We start from the raw sequence: 14,465 nt of genomic DNA, 5'->3' as shown, positions 1-14,465 counted from the left end.
AAATAGCTTATTTTATGAGCGCTCATAAAAATAATTATAACTTTATTACATGGTTAATCTGGAATGGTACAGAACATTTAAAGCCGTTTATCAGACAGGATCGCTAACAGCTGCATCAAAGATCCTGTTTATATCACAGCCTAATGTGAGTCAGCATCTTTCTTTACTGGAAGCCCATGTAGGAAAGCCGTTGTTTGAACGAAAACCCAAGCTGTTGCCTACCGATTATGGTAAATTGTTTTATACCCAGGTAGTGGAGCCATTGGAGAAACTGGAGAAAGTGGAGTCTGGTTTCAATGCGGCCGGTTTAAAGAAGCAGCCTTCCCTTGTGCGGCTGGGCGTTGTACAGGAATATTTCCAGGCGGTGTTAGCTGAAAGAATAAGCACCGTTGATGCCAGCCTTGTTTTGTCTTTCGGACGCACCAAAGAGTTGCTGGGAAAGTTGCACAGAGGTGCGCTGGATTTCGTGGTAGCTACGAAGCTGGCCGATTACAGACACCTTGTTTTTGAGCCTGTCCGCCAGGAACATTTTATTATCGCAGGCAGTAAAACAATTGACACCACGGAGTTTGATAATTTCATTAAGAAGGAAAACTGGGAAAGCGCCGAAGCCTGGTTATTGTCGCAACCCTGGTTTGCCTATACCACGGATCTTGCTATTATACGCAGGTTCTGGAAAAAGAACTTCTTCAAACGCCCCGTTATGAAACCACACTGCGTGATACCAGACATGAGCCTTATTGTAAAATCACTTAAGCACAGCAATGCTTTAACAATAGCAGCGGATTACCTGGTAAGCGATGACGTAAAGATCATCTGGCGTGGCAGGGTAGCTACTGAGAACACGTTGTACCTGGCTTATGATGAAACGAAGATGGCATCAGAGCAGGTAGGATTAATGAAGCGGTTTTGTCAGTAGGCTGATTTCTCCCTTACGCCAAACCGGTAGCTCAGGCCTCCCATAAACACACGGCCAGGTTGGGCTGGCATCAGGTAGTTGGTATAATTGCCGATGTTATCTACGGAAAATTTAAACAGCAATTTTTCTTTTAACAGGGATTTTTGAACAGAGAGATATAGTAGTGTATATCCTTTTACAAAGATGTCGTAGTTATCGATGTACCCGTTATTATCGATATCCAGGAAACCGTATTTGCTGCGATAGCTGGCACGCATGGAAGTATGCAGCGCCCAGGGGCGGAAAGTGTAATATACCTGCAAGGTGGCCATATGCCTGCTCCTGTTGGGGAGACCAAAGTAATCGCCGGAAGCTGCAGTACGGATGCCATGATCAGAACGCACCTTGCCGTAGGCGCCTGTGCCGTTTCGGATGCTGTCTTCCACATCACGGCTTTTAGCCACCAGGTACTGGTAACCACCGGTTACTTTTAATCCCGGCAGCGGGCTTAGTTCCAGCGATGCTTCCAGGCCTGTGGTGTAGGCTTTACCAAGATTGAGATAGGAGAACAGCTGCTGCCCGTTCCGCATAATGCCCACCTGTTCTGTATTGATGAGGTGACGGATGTTGTTGTAAAAGCCGTTCACAGAAAACGTATAGCCTTCACTGATAGTGAACCGGTTGCCCAGGTTCCAGGATACAGATGTTTCTGCCTCCAGCGCTTTCACAGAAGCAGCATTGCTCCATACGGATTGTACCAGGCCCGCTTTCTTCAGATCTTCAGCAGCGGTATTGAAAATATTGGCGCCTACCACGGTGTATCCTTGTGTGATATTGGTGAACACCTGGTATGACTGTGCATAGGTGGGCGCTTTAAATCCCTGGCCTACAGCGCCTTTTATCTGCCACCATTTGAATGGTGTATATTCCACGCCGGCGGTGGGATTCAGCTTACCGCCATATAGGCTGTTGCCGTCGTAGCGCAGGCCCGCTATCAGTGCGTATTTCCGGTTGGAATTAAAGTTGGCCTGCATATACCCGAAATAGTTCTGCTGATCCGGAGCGCCGGTTACCGTACTGTTGTTCATATGCAGCAGTTCCCCACCAATACCGCCGGTTATACTCAGGCGGCCATCATACCACAACCTGCTGCCCTGAACTTCCAGGCGCTGGATCTGTTGGGAAAACCTGTTTTCCTGGAGCAGCTTCCCGGTTTCTATGATCTGCACATCCTGGTTGGCACCATAATGGGTGAAATAATAGCGGGTGAGTAACCGCGTGTATTCGTTCAGGTTAGTACGTAGGGATAATGCTGCGTTTACATCTGTTTCATCCAGTTGATCGCGGAAGGGTTGTGTGCCATAGGAGCGCGTCATGATAGAATGGCGGTTGGCCGCTCTTGCACTCAGTTGCAGGGTATTGCGGTCATTCAATTGCCAGGACGCACGTGTCTGGCCGCTGAAGCTATGATAGGGTGGGGCCGTTTGTCCATCTTTCAGGTATTCGGTATTCACATTAAATCCATCCGTCCGGTAGTAATCGGCTGCCAGGTGAACAGACCCTTTTTTTTGTGCGAAAGGGGTTTCCGCAGCAGCGCTGATATCTGTGGTGTTATAAGTGCCATACAGGGCCGACAGAGAGGCTTCCGGCTTGTGCACATGCTGCCGGGTAATGATGTTGATCACACCGCCTAATGCTTCGCTGCCGTAAAGACTGCTGGAAGCGCCTTTAATAATTTCTATGCGTTCAATGTGCTGCACGCTGATACGGCTGATGTCGAAGTTTTCGTTGAAACGCCCCGAAAGCGGTAAGCCATTGAGCAGTACCAGCACATAGGCCGAGCTGAAGCCCTGCATCTGGATACCAATGCTCCTGTTGCCAGCCCCGAGGTCGCTTACAACGGCCATCCCGGCCTGTTCACGCAGCACTTCATCCAGGCGCCGGCTACCCATCCGCTGGATGGTTTTGCCGTCTATAACGAGGGTAGGGGCTGCAATTTTTTTTATGTCAATAAGATCATCTGTTTTTTTATAATAGTGGGAGTGTACATCAACGCCATTCAACTGCTGCACCCTTTGTAAACCTGTTGTGTCGCCAGCGGGAGTGGCAGCATAAGTATTTCCTGTGAGCAACAGGAAGGCGGGAAGAATGAATCTGGTACACATTTGTTCTCTGGCGCTTTTAAGATCACGCAAGATGCAGTATTCTATCCTCCACAGATGGAGAAAGTATTACCCGTTACGGAAAGCGTCCGAAGAGCGCGGCCATCCCCGGAAGGAAAAAAAGTTACCACAAACGGAAAAAGAGAATTGTCAGATATCGTATGACAAAGGGTCTTCCCGTATTCGTAAAAGAAGTTCCTGTTTGCGCAAATGCTTTGAATGGTCAATGATTTAATATTGTTCTGTTCTTGTATTCTGAAATTAATAACAGTACCATTGTCTGCACCAGCAAACACCCACAACAAACTATTCAATCCCTGCCCGTTCAACATCCTCGGTGAGGAAACGCTCAGGCAGCGGAAGCGTGCACTCAGCCAACACGGACATATTGGTACCATCCAGGAAATGTACAGCCCCGACGGTATTACGCTGGGTTATTACAGCCTGAAATCTGAAAAAGGTGGAAGCGTAGTTTTCAGTAACCAGCAACCTTTTCTTCAGCTGAGCTATACGCTCAGCGGCAGTAAAAGTTATCATATAAACAGTGGTAAAACGATGCTGGCCAGTATGGGCAGGCAGCAATACAATTATCTTTTCTTTCCTGAACAGGAAATACAGCTCAGCTGGCAACCACAGGAGCAGTTGGAAATATTTGAGTTGGGTGTAAGCCCGGGGCTGTTACTCAATTTTATGCCGGAAGAGCATCCATTGTTTGATGTTTTCCAGAAAAGCGTACAGGAAAATACGCCGGTACCGCTCAGTAAGAATAATTTTCCCTTACAGGCCAACATCAGCACCATTCTTTTCGATATGCTGAATTGCCCGCTGGAAGGGCGTTATATGCAGTTGTTTATAAAAGCCAAAACCATTGAACTGCTGGCTATACAACTCACGCATTATGAGCAGATGGCGGGTGTTTCAGCAAAAGATTCATCTCTCAGGAAACTAAAGAAAGAGGATATAGACAGGATGTACCTGGCAAGGGATATTATCACGAAGAATATTAACAGCCCATGTACGCTGATCGACCTTTCCCACCAGGTGGGCACTAATGACGCTTATCTTAAAAGCCATTTCAAACAGGTATTTGGTACTACCGTATACGGCTATCTGCAGAATATAAAAATGACGCATGCCAGGGAGCTGCTGGCGGAAGGAAAGAGTGTGTCGGAAGTGGCTTATCTCTCGGGATACAAGCATACAGCCCATTTCACCAGGGCATTCAAAAAGCATTTCGGATTTTCACCGGGTATAATGAAAAGGTAAGTCGCACAGACTTACCTTTTCTTTTATTGCCATATTTACCTGGCAACCCAGTATATCAGGTACAGCCAGAAAAGGCCTTTCAGGAGAAAGAATATAAATCCCCAGAAGCCAAGGCGTTTCAGCCATTTGATCAGTTGTTGTTTTCTGGATGTTGTTTCCATTATTCGCTGATTATCTGGTAGATCTTAAAATCGCTGCGCATCGGGGCAGGTTTTCCTTCCGCCTTTGCTTTTGCCAGGTCTTCAAAGCCTCGCTTATGGCCGGCTATAAAGGCTTCTGATCTGGTCCAGTCTTTAAACGCCTGTTCATGTTCCCAGTAGCTTACGATCAGGTAATCATCTTCCGGTTTGGCGGGCCTTAATACATGCATGTTGATAAACCCTGGCATGGTGTCGATAGCATGCGCTCTTGAGGCAAAGAGTTGCTCAAATCTTTCGGCATAATCGCTGTTACATTGTATGTAATTGATAGCCACAAAATGCTTGTTCATAGTCAGTTTATTTTTTTGATACATCAAAAGTAATATTGTCACGATTATGTCATGCACCTATTCGGGAACATCATTTACCATATCGGGAAAATAACTGCCGTAGCGGTTTTTTCCTTTCGTGGTTGCTTTTTCTCCGGTCATGGTCACTGCTATTATTCACCTTTGCATCATCAATTACAGCTATGCTGATGAAGAATTTTTTAGGAAAGATGTTGTTGCCATTTACTGCTGTGTGGCTGATGGCTTCCTGCTCGGGCAAAGACAATGATGCAGTGCAACCGGCTGATGCCGCTGTTACTATACGCGATCTGCCTGCAGATACGGCCGCCTCCATGGGAGAAGGTGTAGATGGGAAAGAGAAGCGGCCTTTTTATACGGTTACCTTCAGTTTTAAAAGTCAGCAAACACATATGATACGTAATGCAGCTGATTCAGCGAAGTATCTCCTGAATGCAGACTGGGACATTGCCTTCTCCAAAGAGTACAATTCTTTCGTGGTGATCAATAATGGTAAGATAGCCGGAACACCGGGGTATAAAGGGCCGGGAGCGGGCAACCTGGTAATAGTGGAGCAACCATTTGATAATGTTACCACAGCGCCTTCTGATGAAGTGTTCCAACAACAGGGACTGGCGGGCGTTGGCTGGGATAATGGCAACGGCCTGGGATGGTTCTTTTATTCGCTGAATAATCATATATGCGTGCCCGTGAGAAACCGGACTTTTGTGCTGAAAACTGCAACAGGTGATTTTGCAAAACTGGAACTATTAAATATCTATAAAGGTAATCCACCGGTAGTAACAGACCTGTTCTGGCCGGCGCCTTATCTTACCTTCCGCTATTTTGTACAAACAGACGGTAGCCGGAACCTTAAAAACAGGTAAACACTTTCAGAAATTCCAATCATTATGATTTCGCACACTTCATGGCGGACAGCTATTGCTATGCTATTAACTGCCTGCTTTCTTACAGCATGTTCCGGGAGCGGCAACAACGACAGGGTAGATCCCGGGGGCACAGATCCCGGCTCAGTAAAAACGGGCGTTTACCAGGTAGTGAACCTGGTAGCCGATACCAGCGCCACTTCCGGCGGCAATGCCGAGTCGCTCTACTACAGCCTGGAAGAGAATAAAGTGATCCCTGCTTCTCTGAAGCAGACGAACAAATGGGATATTGTTTTTTATGGCATCTACAACAGCAGCATTTATCCCAATAATGGCGCTTCGGTTGGTTCCCCGGGATATGGGGGCCCCGGCAACGCGAAAATCTATGTAGTTACCGACCGTAAGTTCGATGCACAGTATTATGATACCATCAACTTCAAGCCAAAGGTACTGCCCATCGCACGTGACCTGTGGACAACCGCATTCAGGTCGGTTAAAACAGTACCTGTTACAGATGGGGAAATGGGAGTAAGGGATGCAGGCCTGGATCATTTCCAGAATAATTTTGACGGCTGGGGATACTATGATTTCTATGGCAGTCTTTTCCCGGATAATCCAAGGAAGGCACATGTAGTGTATGCTATGCCAAGAGTGATCGTTGTAAAAACCACCAAAGGTCATTACGCCAAAATCATCATCGAAAATATTTATAAAGACAATCCGCTGGATCCCAGCAGGGATAACAAGCCCGGATATGTCACCTTCCGTTACGCTATCCAGATGGATGGCAGCAAAAACCTGGACATTCAATAATCCCGAGATGAAAAAAATTTACTGCATACTATTGGCAGCTTTTTTTGCACTGCCGGCCTGTACCAAAACGGATATCATCCCATTTACACCGGAAACGGGCAACCAGTTACTGGAATATAAAATTGTGAATGTGCAGGGAAGCCCTATTTATGGGGCTATCAGTCAGCCCGACAGCTCCATCACCGTGTACCTTCCATTTTACCTGCAGCTGATCACGCTGGAACCGGAGATAAAAGTAAGCGAAGGCGCCACTGTTACACCAGTTTCAGGCACCATGATAGAAGACCTGCCGGAAGTTTTCCACAAAGGACGCGAGATAAAATATAATGTGAAAGGGAAAGACGGGAAAGTAAAAACCTATATGCTGCATATCCAGGTACAGCAACCGGATCTTACCCTGGAGGAGGTAAGCACTGATCCTGCCAATCCGAATACCTATTCCATTAATATGGATCTTGACTTTGATTCCTTCTCCTTTGGGCTGAACGGCGCTGGGTTTGCACCCGATCCCGACCTGATCAGGGTGATGCTGGTAGACGAACAAAACAAAGAGTATGGCCCGCTTAACATCAGTACATTCAATACCACCGATCTCACCCGTTTAGACTTCACCGTTATACGGTATAAGGAACAGTCGGACCCTATCCTGGCTAAGCTTCCCGCAGATGGACTATACAGGATCAGGGTGTATTCCTATGCAAAAATGGCCACCACGAAAAACCCGATCCGTATTCATCTTCTCAATAAGAAATAATTATCAACGAAATGAATCAAATTGTCAGGCTCATATATTTGGGATCAATCGCCGGCATGGCGCTGATAACCTCCTGTAAAAAGGAAACAGAGCATGCTCCATCTCCCTATAATAAAATAGAAAGCTTTGCTGTAACTACCGATGGCAACGGGACTATCAATGCAGCGGTGAACGGCGACAGCATCCTGGTTTACTGGCCCGCTTATGCGACGCTTCCTGCAACAGTATCGGCCCGGATCCGCGTTTCGGATAATGCCAGCGTTGCCCCGGCTTCCGGCACTGCCGTAAAGCTGGTAACAGGTACAAAATTTACCGTTACATCACAAAGCGGTGCTGCCAGGGACTACTTCCTGAAGCTGGTGCTCAATCAACCCGGTATCCGGTTTAATGAAAATGTTTCCTACGCAGTGCTAAAAGGCGGTACATTCTCCATTAATACCAACAGGGATGTAAAATACCTGGTAGAAGATGCAACCCGCACAAAAGCATACCTGGTTAATCCGGCCGGCAAGGAAGAAGTACTTAGTATATCCTTCAACGTTAGGAATAATATTCACTATGTAGATGTGACCGTTCCTGAAAATATCAGTTTCAGCGAAGGCGCGTATAAACTGAAGTTTACCAGCGACCAGGTATCGGCTGTTACTGCGGAAGCGGTGATAGGCATTATCTACCCGGAAAGCAAACGTCCAAAGGCTGCTCCTTTAACTTCCGCTGTTACTATAAAACGGAATGGTACCATTACTTTTTCAGGCGCCAGCTTTATAGATATGAAGGATGCCCGGGTATATGGCTACAATGCCGACTGGTCTGAACGGGAGATCGGCACATTTACCCTGGAAGGCTTTACGGGAACAACAGCTACTTACAAGGTACCGGCCGATTTCCCGAAGGGAACCTATGAACTGGGCGGTTTCGACGATAAAGGCTTGGGCATACAACTCCGCACCAGTGATTTCTTTTCTTTCTGGAGCTGGATGAATACGCGGAAAAACTATGTGGAGATAACCGGCGCTGTAACGATCACCATTACTGATTAGTCACAAACTTATTATAGCAGTATTCCATTTTTTATCATTATTAATTTAAACCCTATCGTAATGACCAGATTAACCAGAAACCTTTCAAAATTATCATGGATGTTGTTGGGAACCGGAGCTATGTTCCTCGCATCCTGCTCTAAAAACAATGATGTTGCCGCTCCTGATCTTCAGTCGCTGGGCGGCCGGACACAGGCAGATGTTGTAGTGCCTGATGGCGGCAGCGTTAATATTACCAATAACAATGGCCAGGGTAAAGTATACCGCAGCGGCAGTGTTTACCGTGTTGAAAATTTTAAGCAGGTTTATTCAACCGATCCCGGACAGCCGGCTAACGGCACATTCTTCTGGCGTTTTTCAGATAACGACGCCGGAACCCCTGCCAGCTACAATATCAAATTCTCCGGTGTTGCTACCGGCGATATTACCGCTGGCGGCACAGACGAACTGCGTTTTGTGGATAAGGCATTTTCAAGCGTAGTGGCCGCCGACTGGACCACGGCAACAGTGCCTGTTGCCAATACTATTGGCATGAACGCCGTGGTAGGAACAGGCATACCTCCGGCAGTATCAGCGCTCGCCAATGGCAAGGGCTGGTATATTTATAACTGGAGCGCAGGCCACACGGTTACGCCTGTAAGCGGCCGTACGCTGTTGTTCAAATCCGGTACTACCGTGGTGGCATTTGAGATCATCTCAATTTACCAGAACCAGGTTACCGGCGGTGCTTTCCCGTATTATCACTTCCGTTACAAAACACTGTAACAATCAATGGGAATACCTGCTGTAATGCTTCCTTTACAGAAGAAAAGCGACTGTGAAAACGGTCGCTTTTCTTTTTCCCTGAACCGGCTTAATTGAATTTATAAGCGCTCAGGAAAATGATCATCAAAAGAAAACCCAACTGCAGCAGGTGGAAGGTCCGCAGTTTGCCCTTTAAATTTATCAGCTGCTGAGCCAGGTCCGGCGCATCCAGGCGCACAACTGCCCTTAGTCTGGCACTAAGCCTGTTTCCATAGAAAATACTATTGAAGATCAGGAGAAGAACAAAGATCATCTTGATCCTGAACCATAATTGTTGCGCCCATACACCATGCGTCAGGGCAATCATTCCCACCCCTGTGATGATAAGGAACCCTGCACCAATACCTATCAGTCCTGGAAACTTCGCTGAGGCCGACAGGATGCCATCAGCCTGTTTTCTTTGATGGTTAAACAGCTTCCAGAACATCTGATAATTAATAAAATCGATGAACGTAGTGCCTGCCATCAGGATGAGCGCCAATAAATGTAACATCAGTAAAGCGGAAAGCGTTGACATCTTACAAGTTTTAATTGATGGATAAGTTGTTTCACAGTTATAAGGATCGGGAAGATGGAAATTGGACAAAAGGCGGCACTTTTTTTTGGGGATGACTGCTGATTTTATCTATGTTTGGATATGGAAAATTTATTGAGATATATTCATTCTCTTACCCCGTTTACGCCGGAAAACTGGCAGGCACTGAGGCCGGCATTAACAGAAGTTACCCTGCCTAAAGATGAGTACCTGTTAGAAACCGGCAAGGTATGTGATGCGTTATTTTTTATAAGCAATGGGTACTGCAGGGCATTCCAGGATAAAGACGGACAGGATATCAACATCGCCTTCTTTTTTGAAAACGATATTGCCACCAATATCCACAGTTTTGCCACCGGTGAGAAGTCGTTATTCACCATCCAGGCATCGGAGCCGTTGACGGTTGTCCGGTTTGATAAAAAGAAGTTGCGGGAAGTGTCGCTGAGGGATCCTGCTATAGAAACGCTGGGAAGGAAATGCCTTCAGCAGATCGCCATTAAGCAGGAAAAACATGCGGCCATGTTTAAACTAATGAGCCCGCAGGAGCGCTATGAATTCCTGGAAACACATGATCCTGCCCTGTTGCAACGGGTATCACTCACGCAGCTGGCATCGTATCTTGGGGTGGCAAGGGAAACGTTGAGCCGTATCCGCAGCAGGAGGTAGGCAACTGTTTTGTGACGATTGTCACAGGTTGAAACGGTTAGATCTGCCGACCTTTGCAGTATCAGTTTTTAACCATTTAACAGCAGAGTATATGAATGCAACACAATCAACAGAAACGGTATCACGCTTTATTAATGCGTTGAATGAAGAAGATTTTGAAACAGCGCGCGGCTGTGTAACAGATGACCTTACGTTTACCGGTGTGATGGGAGTTCGTAATGGTGCTGATGCCTATTTCAACGACATGAAGCGGATGAAATTAAAATATAGCATCAGGAAGATGTTTGCCGACGGTGATGACGTGTGCCTCTGGTATGATATTGTTATGGAAAACAAGTCCATATTAAGCTGTGGCTGGTATCAGCTGGAAGAAGGGCGCATAAAGTCTTTCCAGGTTGTATTTGATCCGCGGCCGCTGCTTGGCTGATTGCATAGCGGATATAACTAAAGAAGCCATCCCTTAAGGATGGCTTTTGCCTTATTCAAACATCCACTAGTTATGGGAAATATCTCTTTTGTTGATTTGTTTGCGCATATCTTCCAGGATGGTATTTGCTTCCTCAAGGTGTGTGTTGAGCTTCGGTAACATGTTCCTGGAAAAGTTGCTGATAGCGGTGTCTTTTGAAGATGTTACATTGTTGAACTCAAAAATTGTTTTCTTATGATCATCGATCATCTGCTTAATATATGCCCGGTCAAAATCTTCTTTTCTGATGTTGGTCAGCGTTTGTTCAGCAGCTTTGGCATCGTCTGTAAGACCGGCCGGCATGGTTACCCCTGTTCTGTTGGCAATAGCCTGTAATTGCTCATTGGCAGCAGTATGATCTTTCTCCATCATAGCGCCGTATTGCCGGATACGGTTGTCCTGAGCTTTCTTTTTTGCAAGCTGTCCGAGTCTTATTTCCTTTAGATTGGCTGCAGCTGTGGTAGTAATAAAATTAACAGTAGCTGAAGGCAGGTGGTCCATACTTTCTTTCATCGCCTGTACACTGTCTTTTTCTGTTGTTTGTTCTGGTTTTTTTTGTTGCCCGCAGGATAGCAGGGCAGCCACTGCCACGCTTAGAACAAGGTATGTTTTCATCATTACAGTTTTAGGAACGGATATCAAAAAAAGCGCCATGATGATGTTTAAGCATCATATGAATTATTGGCCGGCTTACGGGCATACCAGATACCGGCAACGGCCAGTGCAAAGGCTCCGGCCAGCAGCCACCAGCGCGTGTTGTTGGCCGGGGGGATATATTCCACACCATTAACGCCTGCAACGGCTGCTTCTTCAACATATCTTCCGGATGTTGGCCTGGCGGCTTTTTCAAAATTCTCTGCCAGCAATAATAGCTGTCGTTGCATGGCCTGGCCGGCCAATGGTTTACCATGCCCCGTAGCTACTGTACGGGGTTGTAGCGCGGCCAGTTTTTTTACGCTGCTTTCAGCAGATATCCAGTCGGGTGTGAAATATTTGGGTGGCCCTGATATTTTTTTTGATTGGGTGATTACATGCGACAGCGCTTCGGATTGCGTGGTAACAAACGCGTCCCCGGCCAGCAGCACCTGGTCGTGTTCGCGGTAAAGACTTATATGCCCCGGTGTATGCCCGGGCGTATGAATATATCTCCAGCCTTCCAGACCCGGTATGGACCCGTCTTCAGGAAGCATGAGCAGGTGCCCGTTGAGGTTGATCCCCTGCCTGGGGAATGTCCACGACAATAAAGTCATTAACCCACCTCCGGCAGACGGATCCGGTGGCGGATAAGCGGATCTTCCGGTAAGATAGGGGGCCTCCAGGTAGTGCGCATACACAGGTACATCCCATTCTTTCAGCAAAGCGGGGAGCGCACCAGTATGATCAAAATGCCCGTGGGTAAGAATAATAGCAGATGGTGTTACCTGCGGCCAGAAGAGGTGCCTGGCTACCTGTATAATTTTATGAGCTGAGGTTTTCAGGCCGGCATCTACCAGTACCCAGGAATTATTGGCTGGCTGATGAATGAGATACATATTTACTAACACATCATGTATCCCCCATACGCCAGGGGCTACAGCAAACCACTTCTTATAAATTTTTTCATCAATTAATGTAATTTTTTCCATACCGGTTGTTTTCCTTTTCTACAGCAATTACTGTTCCCTGATGCCGCCGGCATTTTCAAATGAGAAAGGACATTACGTGTATTCAATAACGTTAGTCACATGTGTCCTGTTGGTGGGGTTTTATATATATCCGGAATCGGGTACTGGCGCGCGATTGATGAAATATTTCTTAAGAATGTGTAATACTTTGCTCATTGCCCGGACACAATGAGGAATTGGTTCATGTTGCTGCTGTGGCTGGCAGAAGATGAAGACACTGTATGCGGCTGCCGTTTGTTGTTTGAGATTGCTTCAGCAGTATTTGAATTCAGTTATGGATTCTCATTTGCGTGTAAAATCATCAGATCCAAGTATTCTTCACTCAAAATAATGAAATATGTTCTATCATGTAAAAGACCTGCAGTTTAATGCAAGGGTGTCAAAACCGGACCCTGCATTCGCTACTTTGTTATTGGAACAGTTTGGAGGTGCAAACGGGGAATTGGCCGCTGCACTGAGGTATTTCGGACAGGCATTTGGCGCCAGGAACCCTTTCCCCGATAAGTATGATCTCCTGATGGATATTGCCACGGAAGAGTTCAGTCATCTTGAGATAGTGGGCGCCACTATCCAGATGTTGTTACAAGGTATTAACGGCGACCTGAAGAAGGCAGCTGATGAATCGGAGATCATGCAATTGCTGGATGGCAAAAAAGCCAAGGAAGAGTTCATCCACAAATCGATTGTAGCGCCACAACTGCTGGTATCCTCCGGTGGTGGCCCTGCCTATACGAACAGCCAGGGCGTTCCATGGTCGGCCGCCTATATCAATGGAGATTGTAATGGTGACCTTACTGTGGATCTCCGGTCCGATATGGCCGCTGAGTCACGCGCAAAAATTACTTACGAATACCTGCTGCAGTTCACAGATGATCCTTATGTAAAGGAGACCCTGAATTTCCTGATGACCCGCGAAGTGGCCCATTTCCAGATGTTTGAAGCAGCTCTGGATTCCATACAGCCCAATTTCCCTCCGGGCGTATTGCAGTCGGACCCACGGTACAGCAACCTGTATTTTAATATGTCGAGCGGAGCCGATATCCGCGGGGCATGGAATGAGGGCGAATCTTCACAGCTCGGGGAAACATGGCAGTTTATTGAGGACCCGGTTAAATATGTACTGGAAACAAACGGATTGCTGGAGGTGGAACCGACTGGCACTAACAGGACCCTGGAAGGTGTGGATGAACTGGATAGAAGCATGAGCCTGCAGCGGAGTGAAGAAATAAATATGGCGGTGCAAATAGGGGAGCAATCATGGAGTGAGCACAGCAAAAACGACGGGACATCAAAAAAGACCAATGGAAAAACAAGCCACGCTAAAAAGAAATAGGAAGAAGGGTATACCTGCTGATAGTGGTTGCCGACTGGAAGCTGTTTACTATACTGATCCTCTTTGCTGCTGGAGCTGGGCATTTGAGCCGGTTATACAACGCCTGGTAAATGAGTATGGTGAGCGGTTGTCTATGCGCTATTGTATGGGAGGAATGTTGTCGGGCTGGAATAACTATCATGATACGCTGCATGCAGTAAGCCGCCCGATACAAATGGGCCCTGTATGGATGCAGGCAAGGCAGTTGTCTGGTGTAGAGCTGAATGATACTATCTGGTTTACAGATCCGCCGGCTTCTTCATATCCTGCATGTGTAGCGGTAAAAGCTGCGGCCTTGCAGTCGGAACATCTGGCTGCACAGTATCTTCTCAGGCTGCGTACTGCGGTAATGCTGAAAGCAAAGAATATTGCAAAGAAAGAAGTATTGATATCGGTAGCTGAAGAACTGTCTGCAGAGAATCCATTATTTGATACCGGTAAATTCCGGAAGCAGCTAACCTGCAAGCAGGCAATTGATGCCTTCAGGGCAGACATGCAGGAAACGAAGTACCGTGGTATTCACCGGTTTCCTTCGTTATTGCTGCAGGCGAAAGGTACAGGGAAAACCCTTCTGCTTACCGGTAACCGGCCATTTGAGTCCATCTCTTCCTGTATAGCGCAATTGCTATCGGCATAAAAATAAAATATCCG

17 protein-coding genes are annotated in these 14,465 nt (G+C 46.8%); 11 read left to right on the top strand and 6 right to left on the bottom strand.

What is annotated here, in order from left to right:
- Window positions 1–49 precede the first annotated feature (49 nt).
- Entirely contained in the window at window positions 50–919 is an 870-nt protein-coding gene (locus ABIE50_RS26550; protein ID WP_209865655.1) for a LysR family transcriptional regulator, read from the top strand.
- Here ABIE50_RS26550 and ABIE50_RS26545 read toward each other — a convergent pair.
- Complete coding sequence (locus ABIE50_RS26545) at window positions 913–3,063, bottom strand: TonB-dependent receptor plug domain-containing protein (RefSeq protein ID WP_209865653.1); 2,151 nt, start codon at window positions 3,061–3,063, stop codon at window positions 913–915. The genes ABIE50_RS26550 and ABIE50_RS26545 overlap by 7 nt on opposite strands.
- Before the next feature lie 273 nt (window positions 3,064–3,336).
- Between ABIE50_RS26545 and ABIE50_RS26540 the strand changes: the two genes are divergently transcribed.
- A complete protein-coding gene (locus ABIE50_RS26540; RefSeq protein WP_209865650.1) occupies window positions 3,337–4,326 on the top strand; it encodes a helix-turn-helix transcriptional regulator in 990 nt (329 codons plus the stop codon).
- A 35-nt stretch (window positions 4,327–4,361) separates the two neighbouring features.
- Here ABIE50_RS26540 and ABIE50_RS26535 read toward each other — a convergent pair whose 3' ends face one another.
- Together ABIE50_RS26535 and ABIE50_RS26530 are read right to left on the bottom strand one after the other, a co-directional pair.
- The gene (locus ABIE50_RS26535) at window positions 4,362–4,487 is read right to left on the bottom strand and encodes an alanyl-tRNA synthetase (protein WP_142687696.1); all 126 of its coding nucleotides are present in this window, start codon (window positions 4,485–4,487) and stop codon (window positions 4,362–4,364) included.
- Window positions 4,487–4,816 carry an antibiotic biosynthesis monooxygenase family protein gene (locus ABIE50_RS26530; protein ID WP_209865647.1) on the bottom strand — a complete coding sequence of 110 codons (330 nt, stop codon included), beginning with the start codon at window positions 4,814–4,816 and terminating at the stop codon, window positions 4,487–4,489. Before ABIE50_RS26530 ends, ABIE50_RS26535 begins: the two co-directional genes overlap by 1 nt.
- Before the next feature lie 188 nt (window positions 4,817–5,004).
- Here ABIE50_RS26530 and ABIE50_RS26525 point away from each other — a divergent pair, with 188 nt between their 5' ends.
- From ABIE50_RS26525 to ABIE50_RS26505, 5 genes are read left to right on the top strand one after another with little or no spacing between them, the layout of a single operon-like run.
- Window positions 5,005–5,700, top strand: a complete 696-nt coding sequence (locus tag ABIE50_RS26525; protein ID WP_209865644.1) for an HmuY family protein — start codon at window positions 5,005–5,007, stop codon at window positions 5,698–5,700.
- Between the two features lie 24 nt (window positions 5,701–5,724).
- A complete protein-coding gene (locus ABIE50_RS26520) occupies window positions 5,725–6,513 on the top strand; it encodes an HmuY family protein (RefSeq protein WP_209865641.1) in 789 nt (262 codons plus the stop codon).
- A gap of 7 nt (window positions 6,514–6,520) precedes the next feature.
- A complete protein-coding gene (locus ABIE50_RS26515; RefSeq protein ID WP_209865638.1) occupies window positions 6,521–7,267 on the top strand; it encodes an SGBP N-terminal domain-containing protein in 747 nt (248 codons plus the stop codon).
- A gap of 56 nt (window positions 7,268–7,323) precedes the next feature.
- On the top strand, window positions 7,324–8,307 hold the full coding sequence (locus ABIE50_RS26510; protein ID WP_209865634.1) for an SGBP N-terminal domain-containing protein: 984 nt from the start codon (window positions 7,324–7,326) through the stop codon (window positions 8,305–8,307).
- Window positions 8,308–8,367: 60 nt separating this feature from the next.
- Window positions 8,368–9,072, top strand: a complete 705-nt coding sequence (locus ABIE50_RS26505; RefSeq protein ID WP_209865631.1) for a hypothetical protein — start codon at window positions 8,368–8,370, stop codon at window positions 9,070–9,072.
- Window positions 9,073–9,160: 88 nt separating this feature from the next.
- On the opposite strand, the gene ABIE50_RS26500 is transcribed toward ABIE50_RS26505, so the two are convergent.
- Window positions 9,161–9,628, bottom strand: coding sequence for a hypothetical protein (locus tag ABIE50_RS26500; protein ID WP_209865628.1), 468 nt, complete (start codon window positions 9,626–9,628; stop codon window positions 9,161–9,163).
- Between the two features lie 120 nt (window positions 9,629–9,748).
- On the opposite strand from ABIE50_RS26500, the gene ABIE50_RS26495 reads away from it, so the two are divergent.
- Together ABIE50_RS26495 and ABIE50_RS26490 are read left to right on the top strand one after the other, a co-directional pair.
- Window positions 9,749–10,312, top strand: a complete 564-nt coding sequence (locus tag ABIE50_RS26495) for a Crp/Fnr family transcriptional regulator (RefSeq protein ID WP_209865625.1) — start codon at window positions 9,749–9,751, stop codon at window positions 10,310–10,312.
- A gap of 91 nt (window positions 10,313–10,403) precedes the next feature.
- Complete coding sequence (locus ABIE50_RS26490; protein ID WP_209865622.1) at window positions 10,404–10,739, top strand: nuclear transport factor 2 family protein; 336 nt, start codon at window positions 10,404–10,406, stop codon at window positions 10,737–10,739.
- Between the two features lie 66 nt (window positions 10,740–10,805).
- On the opposite strand, the gene ABIE50_RS26485 is transcribed toward ABIE50_RS26490, so the two are convergent.
- On the bottom strand, window positions 10,806–11,393 hold the full coding sequence (locus tag ABIE50_RS26485) for a DUF4142 domain-containing protein (RefSeq protein WP_209865619.1): 588 nt from the start codon (window positions 11,391–11,393) through the stop codon (window positions 10,806–10,808).
- A gap of 47 nt (window positions 11,394–11,440) precedes the next feature.
- Window positions 11,441–12,403: an MBL fold metallo-hydrolase gene (locus ABIE50_RS26480; protein WP_209865616.1), complete on the bottom strand. Its 963-nt coding sequence runs from the start codon at window positions 12,401–12,403 to the stop codon at window positions 11,441–11,443.
- A gap of 376 nt (window positions 12,404–12,779) precedes the next feature.
- Between ABIE50_RS26480 and ABIE50_RS26475 the strand changes: the two genes are divergently transcribed.
- Both ABIE50_RS26475 and ABIE50_RS26470 read left to right on the top strand, forming a co-directional pair.
- Window positions 12,780–13,775, top strand: a complete 996-nt coding sequence (locus ABIE50_RS26475) for a manganese catalase family protein (protein WP_209865612.1) — start codon at window positions 12,780–12,782, stop codon at window positions 13,773–13,775.
- Window positions 13,744–14,451, top strand: coding sequence for a DsbA family protein (locus ABIE50_RS26470; RefSeq protein ID WP_209865609.1), 708 nt, complete (start codon window positions 13,744–13,746; stop codon window positions 14,449–14,451). Before ABIE50_RS26475 ends, ABIE50_RS26470 begins: the two co-directional genes overlap by 32 nt.
- Window positions 14,452–14,465: the final 14 nt, after the last annotated feature.

Origin of the sequence: Chitinophaga sp. OAE865, from assembly GCF_040546735.1 — a bacterium.
Classification (GTDB): Bacteria; Bacteroidota; Bacteroidia; order Chitinophagales; family Chitinophagaceae; genus Chitinophaga; species Chitinophaga polysaccharea_A.
This window is presented reverse-complemented; position numbering and strand designations above follow the sequence as displayed.

Bases quoted from the DNA above. Each gene is read 5' to 3' on its own strand.
- ABIE50_RS26550 (WP_209865655.1), top strand. From the start codon at position 50: ATGGTTAATCTGGAATGGTACAGAACATTTAAAGCCGTTTATCAGACA.
- ABIE50_RS26545 (WP_209865653.1), bottom strand. From the start codon at position 3,063: ATGTGTACCAGATTCATTCTTCCCGCCTTCCTGTTGCTCACAGGAAAT.
- ABIE50_RS26535 (WP_142687696.1), bottom strand. From the start codon at position 4,487: ATGGAAACAACATCCAGAAAACAACAACTGATCAAATGGCTGAAACGC.
- ABIE50_RS26530 (WP_209865647.1), bottom strand. From the start codon at position 4,816: ATGAACAAGCATTTTGTGGCTATCAATTACATACAATGTAACAGCGAT.
- ABIE50_RS26525 (WP_209865644.1), top strand. From the start codon at position 5,005: ATGAAGAATTTTTTAGGAAAGATGTTGTTGCCATTTACTGCTGTGTGG.
- ABIE50_RS26520 (WP_209865641.1), top strand. From the start codon at position 5,725: ATGATTTCGCACACTTCATGGCGGACAGCTATTGCTATGCTATTAACT.
- ABIE50_RS26515 (WP_209865638.1), top strand. From the start codon at position 6,521: ATGAAAAAAATTTACTGCATACTATTGGCAGCTTTTTTTGCACTGCCG.
- ABIE50_RS26510 (WP_209865634.1), top strand. From the start codon at position 7,324: ATGGCGCTGATAACCTCCTGTAAAAAGGAAACAGAGCATGCTCCATCT.
- ABIE50_RS26505 (WP_209865631.1), top strand. From the start codon at position 8,368: ATGACCAGATTAACCAGAAACCTTTCAAAATTATCATGGATGTTGTTG.
- ABIE50_RS26500 (WP_209865628.1), bottom strand. From the start codon at position 9,628: ATGTCAACGCTTTCCGCTTTACTGATGTTACATTTATTGGCGCTCATC.
- ABIE50_RS26495 (WP_209865625.1), top strand. From the start codon at position 9,749: ATGGAAAATTTATTGAGATATATTCATTCTCTTACCCCGTTTACGCCG.
- ABIE50_RS26490 (WP_209865622.1), top strand. From the start codon at position 10,404: ATGAATGCAACACAATCAACAGAAACGGTATCACGCTTTATTAATGCG.
- ABIE50_RS26485 (WP_209865619.1), bottom strand. From the start codon at position 11,393: ATGAAAACATACCTTGTTCTAAGCGTGGCAGTGGCTGCCCTGCTATCC.
- ABIE50_RS26480 (WP_209865616.1), bottom strand. From the start codon at position 12,403: ATGGAAAAAATTACATTAATTGATGAAAAAATTTATAAGAAGTGGTTT.
- ABIE50_RS26475 (WP_209865612.1), top strand. From the start codon at position 12,780: ATGTTCTATCATGTAAAAGACCTGCAGTTTAATGCAAGGGTGTCAAAA.
- ABIE50_RS26470 (WP_209865609.1), top strand. From the start codon at position 13,744: ATGGAAAAACAAGCCACGCTAAAAAGAAATAGGAAGAAGGGTATACCT.